The organism is Comamonas humi, from assembly GCF_054782535.1.
Window position 1 is genome coordinate 37,126 of sequence record NZ_BAAGSH010000018.1, and the last position, 19,729, is coordinate 56,854.

The 19,729-nt window shown below is 67.9% G+C and carries 19 protein-coding genes; 10 read left to right on the forward strand and 9 right to left on the reverse strand.

Annotation, left to right across the window (positions count from 1 at the left end; translation table 11 throughout):
- Positions 1-77: 77 nt before the first annotated feature.
- From ACYVKR_RS18280 to gabT, 3 genes are all read right to left on the reverse strand, one after another.
- Positions 78-953 (reverse strand): carbon-nitrogen hydrolase family protein, encoded by an 876-nt coding sequence (locus tag ACYVKR_RS18280; protein WP_460482384.1) that lies wholly within the window; start codon positions 951-953, stop codon positions 78-80.
- The gene (locus ACYVKR_RS18285; protein ID WP_460482385.1) at positions 950-2,413 is read right to left on the reverse strand and encodes an NAD-dependent succinate-semialdehyde dehydrogenase; all 1,464 of its coding nucleotides are present in this window, start codon (positions 2,411-2,413) and stop codon (positions 950-952) included. The genes ACYVKR_RS18280 and ACYVKR_RS18285 overlap by 4 nt, the downstream gene beginning before the upstream one ends.
- A 125-nt stretch (positions 2,414-2,538) precedes the next feature.
- Positions 2,539-3,831, reverse strand: coding sequence for a 4-aminobutyrate--2-oxoglutarate transaminase (gene gabT / locus ACYVKR_RS18290; RefSeq protein WP_460482386.1), 1,293 nt, complete (start codon positions 3,829-3,831; stop codon positions 2,539-2,541).
- An 88-nt stretch (positions 3,832-3,919) separates the two neighbouring features.
- On the opposite strand from gabT, the gene pdxR reads away from it, so the two are divergent.
- Positions 3,920-5,413, forward strand: coding sequence for an aminotransferase-like domain-containing protein (pdxR, locus tag ACYVKR_RS18295; RefSeq protein WP_460482387.1), 1,494 nt, complete (start codon positions 3,920-3,922; stop codon positions 5,411-5,413).
- 170 nt (positions 5,414-5,583) lie between these two features.
- Positions 5,584-5,727: a hypothetical protein gene (locus ACYVKR_RS18300; RefSeq protein WP_460482388.1), complete on the forward strand. Its 144-nt coding sequence runs from the start codon at positions 5,584-5,586 to the stop codon at positions 5,725-5,727.
- 24 nt (positions 5,728-5,751) lie between these two features.
- Here ACYVKR_RS18300 and ACYVKR_RS18305 read toward each other — a convergent pair whose 3' ends face one another.
- The 5 genes from ACYVKR_RS18305 to ACYVKR_RS18325 all read right to left on the reverse strand — a co-directional run bounded on the left by ACYVKR_RS18305 (position 5,752) and on the right by ACYVKR_RS18325 (position 10,012).
- The gene (locus tag ACYVKR_RS18305) at positions 5,752-6,156 is read right to left on the reverse strand and encodes a VOC family protein (protein ID WP_460482389.1); all 405 of its coding nucleotides are present in this window, start codon (positions 6,154-6,156) and stop codon (positions 5,752-5,754) included.
- A gap of 46 nt (positions 6,157-6,202) precedes the next feature.
- Entirely contained in the window at positions 6,203-6,532 is a 330-nt protein-coding gene (locus ACYVKR_RS18310; protein WP_460482390.1) for an ArsR/SmtB family transcription factor, read from the reverse strand.
- The gene (locus ACYVKR_RS18315) at positions 6,516-7,034 is read right to left on the reverse strand and encodes an SRPBCC family protein (protein WP_460482391.1); all 519 of its coding nucleotides are present in this window, start codon (positions 7,032-7,034) and stop codon (positions 6,516-6,518) included. Before ACYVKR_RS18315 ends, ACYVKR_RS18310 begins: the two co-directional genes overlap by 17 nt.
- Positions 7,035-7,120: 86 nt before the next feature.
- Positions 7,121-8,761 (reverse strand): 3-(methylthio)propionyl-CoA ligase, encoded by a 1,641-nt coding sequence (locus ACYVKR_RS18320; RefSeq protein ID WP_460482392.1) that lies wholly within the window; start codon positions 8,759-8,761, stop codon positions 7,121-7,123.
- 9 nt (positions 8,762-8,770) lie between these two features.
- On the reverse strand, positions 8,771-10,012 hold the full coding sequence (locus ACYVKR_RS18325) for a porin (protein WP_460482393.1): 1,242 nt from the start codon (positions 10,010-10,012) through the stop codon (positions 8,771-8,773).
- A gap of 98 nt (positions 10,013-10,110) precedes the next feature.
- On the opposite strand from ACYVKR_RS18325, the gene ACYVKR_RS18330 reads away from it, so the two are divergent.
- Positions 10,111-11,124 (forward strand): AraC family transcriptional regulator, encoded by a 1,014-nt coding sequence (locus ACYVKR_RS18330; RefSeq protein ID WP_460482394.1) that lies wholly within the window; start codon positions 10,111-10,113, stop codon positions 11,122-11,124.
- On the opposite strand, the gene ACYVKR_RS18335 is transcribed toward ACYVKR_RS18330, so the two are convergent.
- A complete protein-coding gene (locus tag ACYVKR_RS18335; protein WP_460482395.1) occupies positions 11,121-12,110 on the reverse strand; it encodes an AraC family transcriptional regulator in 990 nt (329 codons plus the stop codon). The two genes, ACYVKR_RS18330 and ACYVKR_RS18335, sit on opposite strands and share 4 nt — an antisense overlap.
- 144 nt (positions 12,111-12,254) lie before the next feature.
- Here ACYVKR_RS18335 and ACYVKR_RS18340 point away from each other — a divergent pair, with 144 nt between their 5' ends.
- The 7 genes from ACYVKR_RS18340 to ACYVKR_RS18370 all read left to right on the forward strand — a co-directional run bounded on the left by ACYVKR_RS18340 (position 12,255) and on the right by ACYVKR_RS18370 (position 19,724).
- Positions 12,255-13,235: a quinone oxidoreductase family protein gene (locus ACYVKR_RS18340; RefSeq protein WP_460482396.1), complete on the forward strand. Its 981-nt coding sequence runs from the start codon at positions 12,255-12,257 to the stop codon at positions 13,233-13,235.
- A 32-nt stretch (positions 13,236-13,267) separates the two neighbouring features.
- Positions 13,268-14,116, forward strand: a complete 849-nt coding sequence (locus ACYVKR_RS18345; protein WP_460482397.1) for a TauD/TfdA dioxygenase family protein — start codon at positions 13,268-13,270, stop codon at positions 14,114-14,116.
- 81 nt (positions 14,117-14,197) lie between these two features.
- Positions 14,198-15,256 (forward strand): beta-keto acid cleavage family enzyme, encoded by a 1,059-nt coding sequence (locus ACYVKR_RS18350; RefSeq protein ID WP_460482398.1) that lies wholly within the window; start codon positions 14,198-14,200, stop codon positions 15,254-15,256.
- Positions 15,253-15,879, forward strand: a complete 627-nt coding sequence (locus ACYVKR_RS18355; protein WP_460482399.1) for a DsbA family oxidoreductase — start codon at positions 15,253-15,255, stop codon at positions 15,877-15,879. Before ACYVKR_RS18350 ends, ACYVKR_RS18355 begins: the two co-directional genes overlap by 4 nt.
- A 74-nt stretch (positions 15,880-15,953) precedes the next feature.
- On the forward strand, positions 15,954-17,267 hold the full coding sequence (locus ACYVKR_RS18360; RefSeq protein ID WP_460482400.1) for an MFS transporter: 1,314 nt from the start codon (positions 15,954-15,956) through the stop codon (positions 17,265-17,267).
- A gap of 39 nt (positions 17,268-17,306) precedes the next feature.
- Entirely contained in the window at positions 17,307-18,317 is a 1,011-nt protein-coding gene (locus tag ACYVKR_RS18365) for a YeiH family protein (protein ID WP_460482401.1), read from the forward strand.
- A 54-nt stretch (positions 18,318-18,371) separates the two neighbouring features.
- Positions 18,372-19,724 (forward strand): zinc-binding metallopeptidase family protein, encoded by a 1,353-nt coding sequence (locus ACYVKR_RS18370; RefSeq protein WP_460482402.1) that lies wholly within the window; start codon positions 18,372-18,374, stop codon positions 19,722-19,724.
- Positions 19,725-19,729 lie beyond the last annotated feature (5 nt).

A 19,729-nucleotide genomic window follows, 5' to 3' on the forward strand; every position in this document is an offset into this window, starting at 1 on the left:
CTCCTGGGGCGCCGGATCGGGTATCTCCGTCCGGCTTATTGGTGGTTCGAGGTGGCGATCGCTGCGGAAAGGTCAGGTCAGTTCGGCTTGGTCAGTGCTCCCAGGCTGTGCAGGTACGGAAAATCACCGCCGTCCTTGCGGTAGACAGTGAAGTCGCAGTCGCGGTCGCGGAAGCTTTTCAGCGGCTGCCCCAGGTTGCTGCGCAACCCGCGCTCGCGCTCGCGCCGCACCTTGGCGAAATCGACATCAATGGCAATGATCTCGGGGCTGCCCTCGGCCTGGTGCAGCACGTAGCCGGAAGGGTCCACGATGATCGAGCGCCCGACTCCGCCATGCTCCACGCCATTGACGTCGAAGAAGTAGACCTGGTTGGTGGCGGCCGAGGCACGGGCGATGGCCAGTTCCACGTCGCGGTCGATGGTGTCGGTCATGGTCGGGTGCAGGATCACTTCGGCACCCATGGCTGCCAGCGTGCGCGTGGTCTCGGGAAACCACATGTCGTAGCAGATCGACACGCCGAAGCGGCCCGCGCCAGGCACGTCGAACACGCAGAACTCGGTGCCGCCGGCCACGTCGCGCTCATACGGGCGGAACGGGAACAGCTTGCGAGCGCGCGTGACGACCTCGCCCTCGGGATTGATGACCGGTGCGGTGTTGTAGACCACGGGGCCCTCGGGTCCGGCCACGCTTTCGAACAGCGAGCCGGGGACGAGCCACAGGCCGGTCTCCCGTGCCAGCTTGCACAGCCGGTCCTCGGTAGGGCCGGGCAGCGGCTCGGCCTTGTCGTGCTTGGGGCCGAGTGCGGCCAGCTCCGAGAACAGCACCATGCGTATCCACGGAAAGCGCATGCGGATATGGCGCATGTAGTCGCCCATGCGATCCACATTGCTCTCGAAGGCCGAGACCTGCATCTGCACGCCGGCGATGCCGAAGGTGTTTTCGGCGCCGCTCATGCGTCCAGCCCCGCGAGGCACACGTACTTGATCTCCAGGAACTCTTCGAGCCCGTACCTGGAGCCCTCGCGGCCCAGGCCGGACTGCTTGACGCCGCCGAACGGCGCCTCGGCGGTGGAGATCAGGCCGGTGTTGACGCCGACCATGCCCGATTCAAGCTGCTCGGCCACGCGCATGATGCGGCCGATGTCGCGGCTGTAGAAGTAGGCGGCCAGGCCGAACTCGGTGTCGTTGGCCCGGGCGATGGCTTCGGCCTCGGTGTCGAAGGCGAAGATCGGTGCCAGCGGGCCGAAGGTTTCCTCGTGCGCGACCAGCATGTCGGCGGTGGCGCCGGCCACGACCGTGGGCTCGTAGAACTGGCCCCCCAGTGCATGGCGCTTGCCGCCGGTGAGTACCTTGCCGCCCTTGGCCACGGCATCGGCCACGTGCTCCTCGATCTTGGCCACGGCCTTGGCGTCGATCAGCGGACCTTGGGTGACGCCGGGCTCGACGCCGTTGCCCACCTTGAGCGCGTTGACCTTGGCAACCAGCTTGTCGGTGAAGGCCTGCAGCACGCCCTTTTGCACGTAGATGCGGTTGGCGCAGACGCAGGTCTGGCCGGTGTTGCGGTATTTGGAGACCATCGCCCCCTCGACGGCGGCGTCGAGGTCGGCATCGTCGAAGACGATGAAGGGCGCATTGCCGCCCAGCTCCAGCGAGAGCTTCTTGATCGTGTCGGCCGATTGGCGCATCAGTGTGCGGCCCACTTCGGTGGAGCCGGTGAAGGTGAGCTTGCGCACCAGCGGGTTGGCCGTCATCTCGCCGCCGATCTGCGAGGCCGATCCGGTGAGCACCGACAGCAGCCCCGCCGGCAGGCCGGCGCGCTCGGCCAGCAGCGCGAAGGCCAGCGCGGAAAACGGCGTCTGCGTGGCGGGCTTGACCACCATCGAGCAGCCTGCCGCCAGTGCCGGGCCGGCCTTGCGCGTGAGCATGGCGGTGGGAAAGTTCCACGGCGTGATCGCTGCGGTGACTCCGATGGGCTGCTTCAGCGCCAGGATGCGGCGGTCGGCCAGCGGCGCGGGAATGGTGTCGCCGTAGACGCGGCGCGCCTCGTCGGCAAACCATTCGATGAAGGACGCGGCATAGGCGATTTCGCCCTTGGCCTCGGCCAGCGGCTTGCCCTGCTCGCTGGTCATGATGAGGGCCAGGTCGTCCTGGTTGGCCAGCAGCAGGTCGTTCAGGCGCCGCAGGACGGCGCTGCGCTCCTTGGCCGGGCGCTTGGCCCAGGCATGGCGGGCAGCTTCGGCGGCCTCGATGGCGCGGCGGGTCTCGGCGGCGCCGCAGACCGGCACGGTGCCGACCTGCTCGCCGGTGGCGGGGTTGCGCACGGCCACGGTGGCGCCATCGTCGGCGTCCACCCAGGCGCCGGCGATGAAGGCTTGCTGGCACAGCAGCGAGGAATCGTTCAGTTTCAAGGACATAAGGTAGCGGGGTTGGTATGAAAAAGTGAGCAGTCAGCGCTGGTTGTTGATGTTTTTTAGCTGTTTTTCATTGAAAACAACAGCTATGGAAAGCGCTAAAAGCTCTCTTTTTTGTAGCGAGAAACTTATCCGTGCAGGGCGGCGGCCAGAATATCCAGGCCTTCATCGAGCAGGGCGTCCTCGATGGTCAGCGGGAACAGGAAACGGACCACATTGGCATGGATGCCGCAGGTCAGCAGCAGCAGGCCGGCGTCGCGGGCACGGGCCTGCACCTGGCGGGTGAATTCGGCATCGGGCTTGCCATTGGCGTCGTTGAACTCCACGGCCACCATGGCGCCCAGGCCGCGCACATCGGCAATCTGCGGAACCGTGGCGCGCAGGGCGTCGAGCCGGGCCTTCAGGCGCAGGCCCAGCTGCTCTGCGCGCTCGGACAGCCGTTCTTCCTCCATGACATCGAGCACCGCATGGGCCGCGGCCACGGCCAGCGCATTGGCCGCATAGGTGCCGCCCAGGCCGCCCGGCAGCGGTGCGTCCATCAGCTCGGCGCGGCCCACCACGCCCGATAGCGGCAGGCCGCCGGCCAGGCTCTTGGCGACGGTCATCAGGTCGGGCACCACGTCGTAGTGCTCCATGGCAAAGAGCTTGCCGGTGCGCCCGAAGCCGGTCTGAATCTCGTCGGCGATCATGACGATGCCATGGCGGTCGCAGATCTCGCGCACCGCGCGCATGAACTCGGGCGGCTGCACGTAGAAGCCGCCTTCGCCCTGGATCGGCTCCAGGATGATGGCCGCGACCTGTTCGGGATCGATGTCGGCCTTGAACAGCTTGTCCAGTGCGGCCAGCGACTGCTCGACGCTCACGCCGTGCAGCGCCACCGGCGCGGGCACGTGGTAGATGCTGCCCGGGAAGGGGCCGAAACCGGTCTTATAGGGCACGACCTTGCCGGTCAGCGCCATGCCCAGGTAGGTGCGGCCATGGAAGGCGCCGGTCAGCGCGATCACGCCGGGGCGGCGCGTGGCGGCGCGGGCGATCTTGATGGCGTTCTCCACGGCCTCCGCGCCCGTCGTGAAGAAGGCGGTCTTCTTGGCGTGCTTGCCGGGTGTGAGCGCGTTCAGCCGCTCGGCCAGCGATACCACGCTTTCATAGGGGACCACCTGGTAGGCGGTGTGGGTGAAGCGTTCGAGCTGCTCACGCACGGCCTGCATCACGCGTGGATGCCGGTGGCCGGTATTGAGCACGGCGATGCCCGAGCCGAAATCGATGAAGCGCCGGCCTTCGACGTCCCAAAGCAGGGCGTTTTCGGCGCGCTCGGCGTAGAAGGGGAAACCTATGGCTACGCCGCGTGGTGTGGCTGCGAGCCGGCGGGCATCGATGGACTGGTTGCTGGAGCAGAGGTCTGCGGCAAGAGGTGCATTCATGGCGTTATCGGTCGGGCGCTGCACGCCCTGGATCACTGGACATGGAAAGCAGTCTAGGAGTACATTGATCCCAACAAAAGAACCAAATATGGCAAATGGAATAGAACCAATATCCCGAGCGGCTCATGCCACGCTGCCCGACTTCGTCATCCGGCATTTCCAGCGCAGCGATGCCGAATACAACCATCGCCAGCTTTACCGCATCCTCAAGGACGGCATCCTGCGTGCGGCGCTGCCCGCCGGATCGAAGCTGCCGCCCAGCCGCGAGATGGCCCAGACGCTGGGCATTGCCCGCAATACCGTCGTGCAGGTCTATGAGCAGTTGGCGCTGGAGGGGCTGGTGCAGGCAGGCGTGGGGCGGGGCACCTATGTGGCCGAGGTGGCGCCGGCATTTGAGGACCAGCCGCCGCCCACGCCGGTGCAGCGCCGCGGCACGCCGCTGTCCAGGCGGGGGCGCGCCATCGTGGGCGGTGCGCGGGCCAGCCCGCTGCAATGGGGGGCGTTTGCGCCGGGTGTGCCCGAACTGCGGATGTTCCCCGGTGCCGTCTGGAGCCGGTTGCATGCCCAGGCCTGGCGCGAGCTTGCCGCGCCGCGGCTGAGCTATGCCACCGGCGCCGGGCATCCCGCCCTGCGCGAGGCGATCGCCGAGCACCTGCAGGGCACCCGGGGAGTGGCGTGCAGCGCCGAGCAGATCCTCATTACCAGCGGTGCCCAACAGGCGCTGCACCTGATTGCGCAATTGCTCGCTGACCCGGGTGACACCGTCTGGCTCGAAGATCCGGGCTACTGGGGCGCGCGCAGCGTATTCCGCATGGCCGGGCTGCAGTTGCAGCCGATTGCGCTGGATGGCGAGGGGCTGGCACCTACGCCGCAGCAACTGCAGGTGCCACCGCGGCTGATGTTCGTGTCGCCCTCGCACCAATACCCCACTGGCGTGCTGATGGGACACGGCCGCCGTCGCCAGTTGCTGGACTATGCGGCCTCCCACCGCGTCTGGATCGTGGAGGACGACTACGACAGTGAATTCCGCTTCGCGTCGCGCCCGCTGCCGGCCCTCCAGGGCCTGGACGAGCGCGGCCGCGTGATCTACCTGGGCACCTTTTCCAAGACCATGTTTCCCTCGCTGCGCCTGGCCTACCTTGTGCTGCCGCGCGATCTCACCGAGAGCTTTGCCCGTGCGCTGAACGAACTGTTCCGTGAGGGCCAGACCATGCAGCAGATGGTGTTGGCGCAATTCATGCGGCAGGGCCACTATGTCAATCACATCCGCCGCATGCGTCTGGTCTATGGCGAGCGCCGCCGCGTGCTTATCGACGAAATAACGCAACGGCTGGGCGGTGCCGTGTCCGTGCTGGGCGGGGACGCCGGCCTGCACCTGGTGCTGGGCCTGCCGCCGGGAACGGATGACGAGACCATCGCCCGGCAGGCAATCAAACAGGGTGTGTTGACACGGCCACTATCGCTGTACTCGCTCAGGCCCGATTCGGCGCCCGGTCTGGTGCTGGGCTATGGTGCGGTGACGGAGGAGGAGATTCGCCACAGCTTTGGTTTGCTTTCGGGAGTGATTGAAGCGAGTTTGTAATGGGCTGCCTACAGTGGAAGGCGTTGCCACGGGCCATGGGCGCCCGGGCTGGATGAATCGAGGAGGAGGCTATGCAGAATGTGATCGAGGCGGTGACGCCGAAGGGCGATATGGTTTTTCGCGTTTCCGATGGAAGCTATGTCGTCGCGTAGCAGATCGACGCCAAGCCTTTGAAACCAGCGCAGGTGCTCGAAGGTGTCCTGGACAACATAGGCATCGAAAGTGCCAGGGACCCGGCCACGGTGACGACCTACGAGTTCTTCATTGCCGCCTATGGCCTGTCGCGCGAGGGGGCGCTGGGGGCCCCTGAGTAAGGAGGGCGAGGTCCTGGCCTTTCTTTAGGCCAGATTGATCTGCCAGGAGATGCCGAACCGATCCTGGATCCAGGCGAACTGGCGGCTGAATCCATAGTTGCCCAGCGGCATCAACGCCTGGCCGCCTTCCGACAGCGCCTCATGGATGCGGGCGATTTCCGCTTCCGTGTCGCATTCGACGAACAACGACATCGACGGCGTGAAGTTGAACGCGTGCGGATACGCGCTGTCGATGGCCATGAACCGCCGCCCCTGGAGCTGGAACACCGCCGTCTTGACCGTGCCCTCGGGCTGGTCTTCGCCCGGGCCGTAGAGGTCGACGCGCTCGATGCGGGACTGCGGAAACAGCGCGACATAGAAGTCGATCGCCGTCTTGGCCTGAGCGTGTTTGTCGCCTGAGAACATGAAGAAAGTGAGGATGTCTTTCAAGATCTATCTCCAGAAGGAATAGTGGTCACGCCGCATCGGCTCAGCGTCAATGGGCTTCAACCAGCGATTGCAGGCGTCCCAGCGCCCGATCCCAGCCTGCGGAGATCGCGTTCAGGAACGCTTGCGCTTCTGCGATGTGCCGCGGATCGAGTGCATACAGAACCTCCTTGCCATGGCGCTCGCGCACCACCAGTTCTGCCGATTCGAGCACCTGCAGATGCTTGGTGATCGCCTGCCGGCTGATGGCCTGCCCCTGTGCCAGGGTCGAGGCAGACAAGGCGCCGGCGACCAGCAGGCGCGAGACGAGCGCCAGGCGTGTGGCGTCGCCCAAGGCGGCGAAGACGCTCGCCAGCGTCTGTTCACGCGCGTTCGACATGGCGCTGCACATTCTGGATCTGGGCGCTCCAGCCGCCGTCGTTCATCATGAAGGCACGCTCGCGCCGGTGCGCCGGTATGCTCTCGAAGCCCGACTCGGTGATGGTCAGCCGGGTGCCTTCGGCCACGGATTCGAGCCGGAACTCGACCAGCGTGGTCGACTCGTCGCCCGGATCGCAGTCGGCGTCGATGCCGTAGGGAATCCAGCGGAAGCTGAAGCGGTGCGGCGCATCCATGCGCTCCACCGTGCAGAACACCGCGTTGGGCTGCGGCAGCCGGATGCCCGATGGCTCCAGCCCCGCCGAGATCTGGCATTGCCTGATGTACTGCTCGTCGAACGTCCCCTCATAGGTGCCGGTCACCGTCTGCCCCGGCGCAAAGGGCTGGTGCAGCTGGACGCCAAACCACTGCGAGAACTCCGCGGCGTCCGTGATCGCGTGCCAGACGCGCTCGATGGGGGCGCGCAGCACCAGGCTTTTCTCAATCTGGTCATGGGTGTTCATGGCGGTCTTTCATGCAATGGATTGGTTGCACTATAGTCCATCCACACCTCATGTACAACTGAAAGGTTGCAAGTTGGTGGCGTTGCCTACGGGGCCAGCAGATGGTCCTGGTACTGGCTGCGCAACTGGTGCTTGAGCACCTTGCCGGTGGCGCCCAGCGGCAGCTGCTCGACGAAGAGCACGTCGTCCGGCGTCCACCATTTGGCGATCTTGCCGTCGTAGAAGGCCAGCAGCTCGTCGCGCGAGACCTCGGCGCCGGGTCTGCGGGTGACGATCAGCAGCGGGCGCTCATCCCACTTGGGGTGCCGGGCGGCGATGCAGGCCGCCGAAGCGATCGCCGGGTGCGCCATGGCGATGTTCTCCAGGTCGATGGAGCCTATCCATTCGCCGCCGGATTTGATCACGTCCTTGGCGCGGTCGGTGATGTTCATGAAGCCCTGCGCATCGATGGTGGCCACGTCGCCGGTGGGGAACCAGCCCTGGCCGCCGGCGTCCGCCACCAGCGGGCTGGCGCTGTCGCCGCCCAGGTACGCGGCAGCCACCCAGTGGCCGCGCACCAGCAGCTCGCCGCTGCTGTGGCCGTCCCAGGGCTTCTCGGTGCCGTCGGCGTCGATGATCTTCAAGTCTATGCCGAACAGCGCGCGGCCCTGCTTGGCCTGCACGGCGCGGCGCTGCTCCGTGGGCCAGGCGAGCTGCTCGTTCTTGAGCGTGCAGATCGCGCCGGCCGGGCTCAGCTCGGTCATGCCCCAGGCGTGCAGCACCTGCACGCCGTAGTCGTCCTCGAAGGCCTGCATCATCGCCGGTGGGCAGGCCGAGCCGCCGATGATGGAGCGCCGCATGGTGGAAAAGCGCAGCCGGTTCGACTGCACATGGCCGAGCAGGCCCTGCCACACGGTGGGCACGCCGGCCGACAGCGTGACGCCTTCGGACTCCATCAGCTCGTGCAGCGAGCGCCCGTCCAGCGCCGGGCCGGGCAGCACCAGCTTGGCGCCCACCATGCAGGCCGAGTAGGGCAGGCCCCAGGCGTTGACGTGGAACATGGGCACCACCGGCAGCACGGCGTCGCGCGCGGACAGGTTGAACGAGTCCGGCAGTGCCGACGCGTAGCTGTGCAGCACGGTGGAGCGGTGGCTGTACAGCACGCCCTTGGGGTTGCCCGTGGTGCCGCTGGTGTAGCACAGGCTGGAGGCGGTGTTCTCGTCGAACTCCGGCCAGTCGTAGTGGTCGCCGTGCGCGGCCAACAGGGTCTCGTAGCACAGCAGGTTGGGGATGCCGCTCTGCGCGGGCATGTGCTCCGGCCCGGCCATCAGCACGAAGTGGCGGATGCCGGCCAGGCGCGGCGCGACGCGCTCGACCAGCGGCAGGAAGCTCAGGTCGAAGCACAGCACCTGGTCCTGCGCGTGCTCGGCGATCCAGGCCAGCTGGTCGTCGTGCAGGCGCGGATTCAGCGTGTGCAGCACGGCGCCCGAGCCGCTGACGGCATAGTACAGCTCCAGGTGGCGGTAGCCGTTCCAGGCCAGCGTGCCCACGCGCTGGCCGCGGGTCACGCCCAGGCCGGCCAGCGCATTGGCGAGCTGGCGTGCGCGCGAGGCCAGGTCGCGGTAGTTATAGCGGTGGATGTCGCCCTCGACCCGGCGCGAGACGACGAGCTGGTCGCCGTGGTGGCGTTCTGCGTGGCGCAGCAGCGCCGAGATCAGCAGCGGCTGCTGCATCATTTGTCCAAGCATGGGAATCTCCTAGAAGGTATGGCGCAGGCCGAGCATCACGGCCGTCACGTTGCGATCGGCAGCCACCGCGGTGGCGTAGACCGGGCTCAGGTTCATGTTGCTGCCGCGGTTGCTGGTGTAGGCGCCCTCGACATACAGGGTGCTGCGGCGCGACAGCAGGTAGTCCAGCCCCAGCACCAACTGCGACGAGCGGTGGCCGGCGTTGGTGTTGTCCTTGATGTGGTAGTAGCCAGCGGACATCGCCACCGTGGGCGAGATCTTCCAGCCTGCGCCCAGCGTCCACATGTCCAGGCTGTACGAGCCGCCCGGCAGGATGGCCTTGGCCGGGTTGCGCGCCGCGAAATAGCTGGCGCTGACGGTGTAGCCGTCCCATTGGTACAACGCGCCCGCCGAGTACAGCCGGTTGGTGTTGGCTGTGGGGCTGAAGCCGGCCTTGCCCGCGGCCGCTACGCCTGCTGCGGCGCTGCCGGTCGCCACCGTATAGGCCGCTGTGGCGGCAGGCAGGTTGTTGCCGTAGCCGTTGTAGACCAGGCCCGAGAGCTTGAGGCCGTTCGCGTCGTACACCACGGTGGCCACCTGCTGTGAGTTGGCCTTGGCACCGTGGCCGGTTTCGCCGAAGGCATACAGCGCGTTGAAGGTGAGGTGGTTCCACACCGGCGAGGTATAGGCCACCGCGTTGTCGTTGTAGATGGTGCCGAACGCGGGATTGGAGTTGTTGCCGATGAAGGCGCCGCTGGCGCTGTTCAGCCCCACCAGCCCGGTCAGCGAGCTGCCGAAGTAGCGGCCGCCGCGGGCGTCGGTGGCGGCCATGGTGTAGTACAGCGGCGAGACCTGCCGCCCCAGCTTGACCGCGCCCCAGGCGCTGGCCAGGCCCACGGTGGCGAACTGGTTGAAGAACGAGGTGGTGCTGCTGCTGTTGGGCCCGCCCACCGCGCCGCTCTCGGTGGACACGTTGCCCTGCAGGTGGATCTGGGCCTTGAGGCCGCCGCCCAGGTCTTCGGTGCCGCGGAAGCCGAAGTTGCTGCCGCCGATGCCGCCGTCCTTCTGCTTGAGCGTATGGCCATTGGGGTTGGCCGCCTTGGGCAGGTAGCCGGTGCCGCTGCTGGTGTTGGAGATGCTGAGCACGCCGGAGTCGATGGCGCCGTAGATGCTGAGGTTGGACTGGGCCGCTGCTGGCATGGGGGGCAGGGCAGCCAGTGCGGCCGCGAAGGCCACGGCCGGTGCCAGGGCGCTGCTGTGCAAGGGGTTCATGGGTTTGTCTCCTGGTGTTGTTGGGCCGAATGCTAGGGACGACCGGCCTTTGCCGCTGTAGAATTTGGGACGTTCGATGTCGAAGTTGGGACACATCCATGACAACCCTGACGCGGATGGTGCGCAGCGCCAGCCTGAGCGGCTATGTCGACCTGGCCTCGTCGCTGGGGCTGGACGCCCATGCGATCCTGCGCAGTGCGGGCCTGTCGCCGCGCAGCCTCGAAGACGTGGAGACCCTGCTGCCGGTGGCGGCGGTGGGGCGCCTGCTGGCGCTCAGCGCCGAGCGCTCGGGGGCCGAGGATTTCGCGCTGCGGCTGGCGGCGCAGCGCACGCTGTCCAACCTGGGGCCGATCAGCCTGGTGCTGCTGGGCGAGGCTACGCCGCGGCAGGCGCTCGATACGCTGTGTCGCTACCTGCGGCTGCTCAATGCCTCGCTGATCACCCACATCCAGGAAGAGGGCGCGACGGTCGTCATCCGCGAGGAGATGCTGCTGGAGCCCAGCACCTCGCTGCGCCAGCCCATCGAGCTGGCCATCGGCGTGATGTTCCGCATCCTGCGCGAGCTGATCGGCCCGCAGTGGCGCCCCATGCAGGTGTGCTTCGCCCACCGGCCGCCGCGCGACGCTGGCGGACACCTGGCCTTCTTCGGCGCCGGGCTGGTGCGCTTCAACCAGGAATTCAACGGCCTGGTCTGCCACGTGGCGGACCTGCAGCGGCCGCGCGCTGCGTCAGACCCGGGCATGGCCCGCTTTGCACGCGACTACCTCGACCGCGCGCTGCGCAGCCACGGGCCGGCCACGCAGGAGACCGTGCGCCAGCTGATCGCGGCGCTGCTGCCGGGCGGACGCTGCACTGCGCAGCAGCTCGCGCAGCACCTGCAGGTCGACCGGCGCACCATCCACCGCCATCTGGCGGCCGAGGGCACGAGCTTTTCCGACCTGCTGGGCGAGGTGCGCCGCGAGCTGGTGCAGCGCCAACTGCGCGACAGCGACCTGCCCTTGAGTGAGGTGGCAGGGCTGCTGGGCTTTGGCTCGCTCAGCGCTTTCGGCTACTGGTTCCGCGGCAGCTTCGGCTGCAGCGTGACGCAGTGGCGCCAGCGTGAAGCGCCTTAGCCCCGGGCGCGCCAGCGCGCCGGCGCGGCGCCAAACTGGGCCGAGAACCAGCGCGTGAACGAGCTGGGCGTGCTGTAGCCCAGCAGCTCGGCGACGCGGGCCAGGCTGTACTCGGGGTTGTCCATGTAGCGCTGGGCCAGCTCGCTGCGCACGTCGTTCAGCAGGTCGCTGAAGTTCGTGCCCGCCTCGTCGAGCTGGCGCTGCATGGTGCGCACGCTCAGGCCCAGGCCCTGGGCGATGTAGGTGCTGCTGGCCCGGCCCGAGGGCAGCATCAGGTAGATGGCGTGGCGCACGTCGGCGACGACCGACGGCGCCTGGGCCGTGGGCAGCGATTCGATGAACCGCTGCGCATGCCGTGCCATGGCGGGCTCGGCCGACGGGTTGGGCTTGTCCAGGTCGGCCGCGGCCAGCACGATGCCGTTGAACTCCTGGTCGAAATCGACTGGGCACTGGAACAGCCGGCGGTGCGTGGCCGGATCGGGCGGCGCGGCGTGGCTGAACTGCACGGCCAGCGGCTTCCAGCGTGAGCCCATCAGCGCCGCGCACATGCGGTACAGCACGCCGATGGCCAGCTCGTTGGCCTGGCGCGAAGGCACGTCGGTGAGCAGCTCCTCGCGCACGATCACCATCGAGCCCACGTCCTCCATCTGCATGGCCAGCGATTCGTTCAGCAGGTGGCCGTACTTGATGGTGGTGGCGAGCGCATCGCGCAGCGTGGCCTGGAAGGAGATCAGCAGGCTCACCGCGCCGAAGTGCGAGAGCTGGCGCGACTCGGCCATGCGCAGGCCGAAGGTGGGGCAAGCGGCTTCGCGGGCGGCCTCCTCCAGCAGGCCCACCGCGGCCTTCGCGGGGATGCGCTGCTCCGGATCGGCCAGCATCGCAGGCGTCAGCCCCGCCTGGCGCAAGGCGGCCTGCGGGTTGTAGCCAAGTGCTTGTGCCACCTCGAAAAAATTGGTCAGGGCGGCCGCACGTACCAGGATGCTCATCGGGTTTTCGATAGGGTGTTTGCGGGCATTCTGGCATGAAAAGCGAAGTGCGTGGCGTCAACTGCCAAGTGGATTTCGGGGCGCCGTCCCTACAGTCTGGTCATCGCAAGCCATGGCTATGGCAAGAACCAGGAGACAAGCACGATGGAAAAGGCAGTTCGTTTCTATGAGGCCGGCGGCCCCGAGGTACTGCGCTACGAAGACGCGGAAGTGGGCGAGCCCGGGCCGGGCCAGGTGCTGCTGCGCCAGGTGGCCGTGGGCCTGAACTACGCCGACACCTATTTCCGCAACGGCACCTACCCGATCCCGCTGCCGGCGGGCATGGGCGTGGAGGCCGCCGGCGTGGTGCAGGCTGTGGGCCAGGGCGTGAACAACGTCAAGGTGGGCGACCGGGTGAGCTACACCGGCTTCATCAACACGCTGGGCGCCTACGCCACCAGCCGGCTGGTCGATGCGGCGCCGCTGATCCAACTGCCCGAGGACATCGCCTTCGAGACCGCCGCGGCGATGACCATGCGCGGCCTGACCTCGGCCTACCTGATGCGCCGCATTTACGACTTCCGGCCCGGCCAGGCGATCCTGCTGCACGCGGCCGCCGGCGGCGTGGGCCTGATCGTGGCGCAGTGGGCCAAGCTGCTGGGGCTGACGGTGATCGGCACGGTATCGACCGAGGCCAAGGCCGAGGTGGCGCGGGCCCATGGCTGCGACCACATCGTCTACTACGGCCGCGAGGACGTGGCGAAGCGGGTGCGCGAGCTGACCGGCGGGCAGGGCGTGGACGTGGTGTTCGACAGCGTGGGCAAGTCCACCTTCATGGGCTCGCTGGATTCGCTCAAGCGCCGCGGCTTGATGGTCTGCGTGGGCACGGCCAGCGGCACCATCGATGCCTTCGATCCGCAGATCCTGGCGCGCAAGGGCTCGCTCTATCTCACGCGGCCGGCGCTGGCCGACTACATCGCCGATCCGGCCGAGAAGGCGGCGCTGGCGGCTGAGGTCTTCGGCCACATCGCCGCCGGGCGCATCCGCATCGAGATCAACCAGCGCTATGCGCTGCAGGACGCGGTGCAGGCGCACCGCGATCTCGAGGCCCGCAAGACCATAGGCTCATCGATCTTCGTCATCTGAAGCAGAAAAAACAAAAGAACGAAGGAGACACCATGAAGATCCAACCTCTGACCTGTTCGATAGGCGCCGAGCTGCACGGCGTGAACCTGGCCGACGCGGCCCGCGACGACGGCCTGTTCGCCGAGATCAAGGCCGCGCTGCTGCAGCACAAGGTGCTGTTCCTGCGCGACCAGGATTTCAGCCGCGCCGAGCATGTGGCCTTTGCGCGCCGCTTCGGCGAGCTGGAGGACCATCCGGTGGCCGGCAGCGACCCCGACCACCCCGGCCTGGTGCGCATCTACAAGTCGCCCGAGCAGCCCAACGACCGCTACGAGAACGCCTGGCACTGCGATGCCACCTGGCGCGAGGTGCCGCCCATGGGCTGCGTGCTGCGCTGCGTGGAATGCCCGCCGGTGGGCGGCGACACCATGTGGGCCAACATGGCGCTGGCCTACGAGAACCTGCCCGAGTCCGTGAAGCAGCAGATCGCCCACCTGCGCGCCCGCCACAGCATCGAGGCGACCTTCGGCGCGGCCATGCCCGTCGAGCGGCGCCTGGCGCTCAAGGCCCAGTTTCCCGATGCCGAGCACCCGGTGGTGCGCACGCACCCCGAGACCGGCGAGCAGGTGCTGTTCGTCAACGCCTTCACCACGCACTTCACCAACTTCCACACGCCCGAGCACGTGCGCTACGGCCAGGACTACACCCAGGGCGGATCGGCGCTGCTGCAGTACCTGATCAACCAGGCGCTGATCCCCGAGTACCAGGTGCGCTGGCGCTGGCAGCCGAACAGCGTCGCCATCTGGGACAACCGGGCCACCCAGCACTACGCGGTGATGGACTACCCGCCGTGCCACCGCAAGATGGAGCGCGCCGGCATCATCGGCACGCCCACCTTCTGATACTCATGTTTTGATAGCTGCTGGCGCTTGATGCAAAAGGGCTAGCTGCCAATTTCACCTGAAAACCCCACTGGAGCCACCATGAACTTCCTCGACGGACACCTGTTTCCCGAAAACCAGCAGCCCCTGGTCATCACCGCCGCGCCATATGCGCCCTCGTGGATGCCGGGCGATTTCCCCGGCGAGATCGCCGTGACCATGGAAGAGCAGATCCAGAAGGCGGTCGATTGCTACAACGCCGGCGCTACCGTGCTGCACCTGCATGTGCGCGAGCTCGATGGCAAGGGCAGCAAGCGCCTGTCCAAGTTCAACGAGCTGATCGCCGGCGTGCGGGCCCGCGTGCCCGAGATGATCATCCAGGTCGGCGGCTCGATCAGCTTCGCCCCCGAGACCGATGGCGCCGCCGCCAAGTGGCTGTCCGACGACACACGCCACATGCTGGCCGAGCTCGACCCCAAGCCCGACCAGGTGACGGTGACCATCAACACCTCGCAGATGAACATCCTCGAGCAGTTCGATGCGCGCGACATCCAGGGCACGTCGATGGAAGACCCGGCCGTCTTCAACGCCTACAAGGAAATGACCGTGCCCGCCCAGCCCGGCTGGGCCGAGGAGCACATCAGGCGCCTGTCCGCCGCCGGCATCCAGAGCGCCTTCCAGTGCTACAACCTCAACAGCTTCGAGTCGGTCGAGCGGCTGATGCGCCGCGGCATCTACAAGGGCCCGCTGGTGATGAACTGGGTGGCCATCGGCGGCGGCATGGATGCGCCCAACGTCTACAGCCTGGCGAACTTCGTGCGCGCCGTGCCGGACGGCGCGATGCTCACCGTCGAAAGCTCGGTGCTCAACGTGCTGCCGGTCAACATGATGGGCATCGCCATGGGCCTGCACGTGCGCTGCGGCACCGAAGACAACCTGTGGAACCAGGACCGCAGCGCCAAGATCGGCACCGTGGGCCAGATCGAGCAGCTGGTGCGCATCGCGCGCGAGTTCGGCCGCCCCATCGCCACGGCCCAGCAGGCGCGCGAGATCTGCAAGATCGGCGTGTTCTACGACACCACCGAGGAGTCGCTGGCCGCCAACGGCTTCGCGCCCAACGCCCCCGGCCGCCAGCAGGGCTTCCTGCGCAAGGCCGCATGAGCGCCGCAGCCGCGCCGCGCATCGTCCAGGTCGACGTGTGGTTCGACCTCATCTGCCCCTGGTGCTGGATAGGCAAGCACTACCTGGACCAGGCGCGGGCGCGCCTGGCCGAGAGCGACCCCGACCTCGCCGTGCAGGTGCGCTGGCACTCGGTGCAGCTGATCCCCGACGTGCCGCTCGAGGGCTGGCCGCGCGCCGCGTTCTACGAGCGCCGGCTGGGCAGCCCCGAGGCCGTGCGCGCACGCCAGGCGCAGGTGCTGGAGGCCGCGCAGCAGGCCGGTGCGCCCATCGACTTCAGCCGCATGAGCATCTTCCCCAACTCCGCCCGTGCGCACCAGCTGCTGGCCCAGGCCCGCAGCCAGCTGCCGGCCGAGGGCTTCGAGGCCGTGCTGCACCGCCTGCTCGAAGGCTATTTCGTGCGCGGCGAAGACCTGGGCAGCGCACCGGTGCTGGCCGCCATTGCGGCCGAGCACGGCGTGAACCAGTCGCTGGTGGCGCAGGGCCTGTTCGGCTCGTCGCCCGGCGGAGGCGTGCCGCTGTTCGCGTTCAACCAGCGCTTTGCGCTGTCGGGCGCGCAGCCGGCCGACAGCCTGTGGGCGGCGATGCGTGAGAGCGTTCTCTAGAAATTTCAAGCCAAATTGGCACCTAGCCAGCATGTAGCAAGCGCGAAGCGCTATCAAAAAATCAGGAGACAAGCATGCAAGCGATTCCCGAAAGTGCCGGCGGCGCCAAGGACGACTACCTGTACGGCCCGAGGCCGGCGTGGTTCGCCTTTGCGATGACGCTGGCGCTGATGCTGTTCGACTACGTGGACCGGCAGGTCATCGTCTCGCTGTTCCCGCACATCAAGGCGGAGTGGCAGCTGTCGGACAAGCAGCTCGGCCTGCTGGTGTCCATCGTCTCGGTCACCGTGGCGGCGGGCGCGATCCCGATCGCGCTGCTGGCCGACCGCACCAGCCGCGTCAAGAGCATCGTCGTCATGGCGCTGGGCTGGAGCCTGGCCTGTGTCTCGTGCATGTTCACGCGCAACTACACCCAGCTGCTGGCGGCGCGCGCCGTGGTCGGCGTGGGCGAGGCGGCCTACGGCTCGGTGGGGGCGGCGCTGCTGGCCAGCCACTTCCCCAGCCGCATGCGCGGCGCGCTGATGGCCTGCTTCTTCGCCACCGGCTCGATAGGCTCGGTGCTCGGCGTGGTGCTGGGCGGCATCATCGCCACGCACTGGGGCTGGAAGGCGGCCTTTGGCGTGGTGGGCGTGCCGGGCCTGGTGCTGGCGCTGCTGTACTACAAGGTGCGCGACTACGAAACCGTCAGGCTCACGGCCAGCCACCAGCAGGCCGTGCAGTCGGCCGGCGGCGTGGCGCGCTCGGTGGCCGGGGCGCTGGCGCGCACGCCCACCGTGCTGTGGACCTGCATAGGCGCGGCGCTGCAGGTCTCGGTGCTCGCCACCGTCTGGGCCTGGCTGCCGAGCTTCCTGAACCGCTTCCACCACCTGCCGGTGGACCAGGCCGCGCTCAAGGCGGCGCTGGTGGTGCTGAGCGGCGCCGTGGGCTCGGTGGTCTGGGGCGCGGTGGTCGACCGCGCAGGCCGCCGCCGCCCGCGCAACAAGCTCTACACCATGGCCGTGCTGTGCCTGGTGTCGCTGGTCCTGCTGGGCGTGGCCTTCGGCGCCGGCGTGTGGTGGCCCATGCCCTCGCAGGGCGCGCAGATCGTGCTCATCATGGCGGGCGGCTTCATGGCCGCCTGCACCGTGGGGCCGGTGACGGCCATCGTGCTCGACGTGGTCCACCCCGGCGTGCGCGCCACGGGCGGCGCGGTGCTGACCCTGTTCCAGAACCTGTTCGGGCTGGCTTCCGGCCCCTTCATCGCCGGCGCGCTGTCGGACGCGCTGGGCCTGCAGTGGGCCATGGCCATCATGCCGTGCTTCTCGGTGCTGGCCGCGCTGGCCTTTCTGCGGGCATCGCGCAGCTACGAGGCGGACCTGCGCCGTGTGCAGGACAGCATTGCCACCTAAGAACGTGTTCAAAGAAAAAATATTGAGGATGACCCACCCATGAATACCTTGGTTCTCAGCGCATGGCCTGGCCGCCTGCGCCAGCTTTTCCCCGGCGTGGTCGCCTGCGCCGTGACCGCGGCCGCCGCCACCTTTCTGTCGCAGCACTACGGTGCGCCGGTCATGCTGTTCGCACTGATGCTGGGCATGGCGATGAACTTTCTGTCGAGCGACGGCCCGTGCAAGCCCGGTATCGATTTCGCGGCCCGCCAGGTGATGCGCTGGGGCGTGGCGCTGCTGGGGCTGCGCATCACCGCGGCGCAGGTGGCAGACCTGGGCTGGCAGCCGGTGCTGGTCGTCGCCGTGTCGCTGGTGCTGACCATCGGCGTGTCCATGCTCGTGGCGCGCTGGATGGGCTTCAACATTCTCTTTGGCCTGCTGAGCGGCGGGGCCACGGCCATCTGCGGCGCCTCGGCGGCGATGGCGCTGTCGGCTGCGCTGCCGCCCAACCCGCTCAAGGAGCGCGCCCTGCTGTTCACCGTGGTGGGGGTGTCGACACTGTCCACCTTCGCCATGATCCTCTACCCCATGCTGGCGCGCGCGATCGGGCTGGACGAGCACATGGCGGGCGTGTTCCTGGGCGCCACCATCCACGACGTGGCCCAGGTGGTGGGCGCGGGCTACGGCATGTCGCAGGAGGTGGGCGACACCGCCACGCTGGTCAAACTGATGCGCGTGGCCCTGCTGCTGCCGGTGATCCTGTTCGCCGTGGTGTACACCCGCGCCACCGGCAAGGCCTCGGGCGATGCCCGGCCGCCGCTGCTGCCGTGGTTTGCCGTGGCCTTTGCGCTGCTGGTGGCGATCAACAGCACCGGCTGGCTGCCCAAGGTGGTCAGCCAGGCCGGCAGCAGCCTGTCCGGCTGGTTCCTGGTGGCGGCGATGGCCGGCATCGGCATGAAGACGCAGCTGCGCGAACTGGTCACCGTGGGCATCAAGCCCGTGGTGCTGATGGTGGGCGAGACGGCCTTCCTGGCGCTGCTGGTGCTGGCGCTGTTGCGTTGGGCGCATTGAGCGCGGGTGGATTGCGGTAGGCTAGGTCTTCCTGGCCACTTCCTTCGCAATCCCATGCCATCTACGCTTCACACCTTTGCGCAACCCCGGCTGCGCCTGCTGTCCCTCGCCCTGGCGGGGATGTCGTTGGCGGGTTCGGCTTTTGCCCAGACCTATACCCCCGGCCCGATCACGCCCGCCGTGGACCAGGCGTATGCCAAGCTCGCAGCCTCGCCGCAGGTGCAGAAGCTGCTGGACGGCGTGAAGGCCGACCATGAGCGCGCGCTGGGCGACCTGAAGGCGCTGACCGAGATCCCCGCGCCGCCGTTCAAGGAAAAGGCCCGCGCCGAGTTCTTCCTGTCGCGCCTGCAGGCGCTGGGGCTGAAGGACGCCTACCTTGACAAGGAAGGCAATGCCATCGGCATCCGCAAGGGGACGGGCCACGGGCCCAAGCTCGTGGTGTCCGCGCACCTGGACACGGTGTTTCCCGAAGGCACCGATGTCACGGTCAAAGAGAAGGACGGCCGGCTGTACGCGCCCGGCATCTCGGACGACACGCGCGGCCTGGCGGTGCTGCTGTCCTGGCTCAAGGTGCTGAACGATAACCAGGTCCAGACTGTCGGCGACCTGGTGTTCGTCGGCAACGTGGGCGAGGAGGAGCTGGGCAACCTGCGCGGCATGAAGGCCTTGTTCCGCGACCACCCGGACATCGACGGCATGGTGGGCCTGGAGCCCGACGAAGGCGTGCGCGTCACCGTGCAGGGCACGGGCAGCCACCGCTACGAGGTCACGTTCCGCGGCCCGGGCGGCCACAGCTTTGGCGCCTTCGGCACGCCCAGCGCCATCCATGCCATGGGCCGCGCCATCGCCAGGATCGGCGACGTGCGCACGCCGGCCAACCCCAAGACCACCTTCACCGTGGGCAAGGTGGATGGCGGCACCTCGGTCAACTCGATTGCGGGTGATGCGCGCATGACCATCGACATCCGCTCGAACGGCAGCGCCGAGCTGCTGGCGGCCGAACAGCAGATCCTCGACGCGGTGCGCGACGGCGTGGCCGACGAGAACCGCCGCTGGAATAGCGACAAGCTGAGCTACCAGACCCGGCTGATCGGCGACCGCCCGGCCGGCGCCACGCCGCTGGACGGCCGCATCGTGCAGGCGGCCGTGCGCGCCATCCGCGGCGCGGGGCGCGAGCCGCGGCTGAGCGGCAGCAGCACCGATGCGAACGTGCCGCTGTCGCTGGGCATTCCGGCAGTCATCCTGGGCAGCGGCGGCAAGACCGGGGGCTTCCATGCCCGCGACGAGTGGTTCGATCCCAAGGATGCCTGGCAGGGCGCGCAGATATCGCTGACCGCGGTGCTGGGTATGGTCGGTGTGGAGGGCGTGACCGAGCCGCTGCTGGAAAAGCGCGCGGCGGGCCGATAAACAGG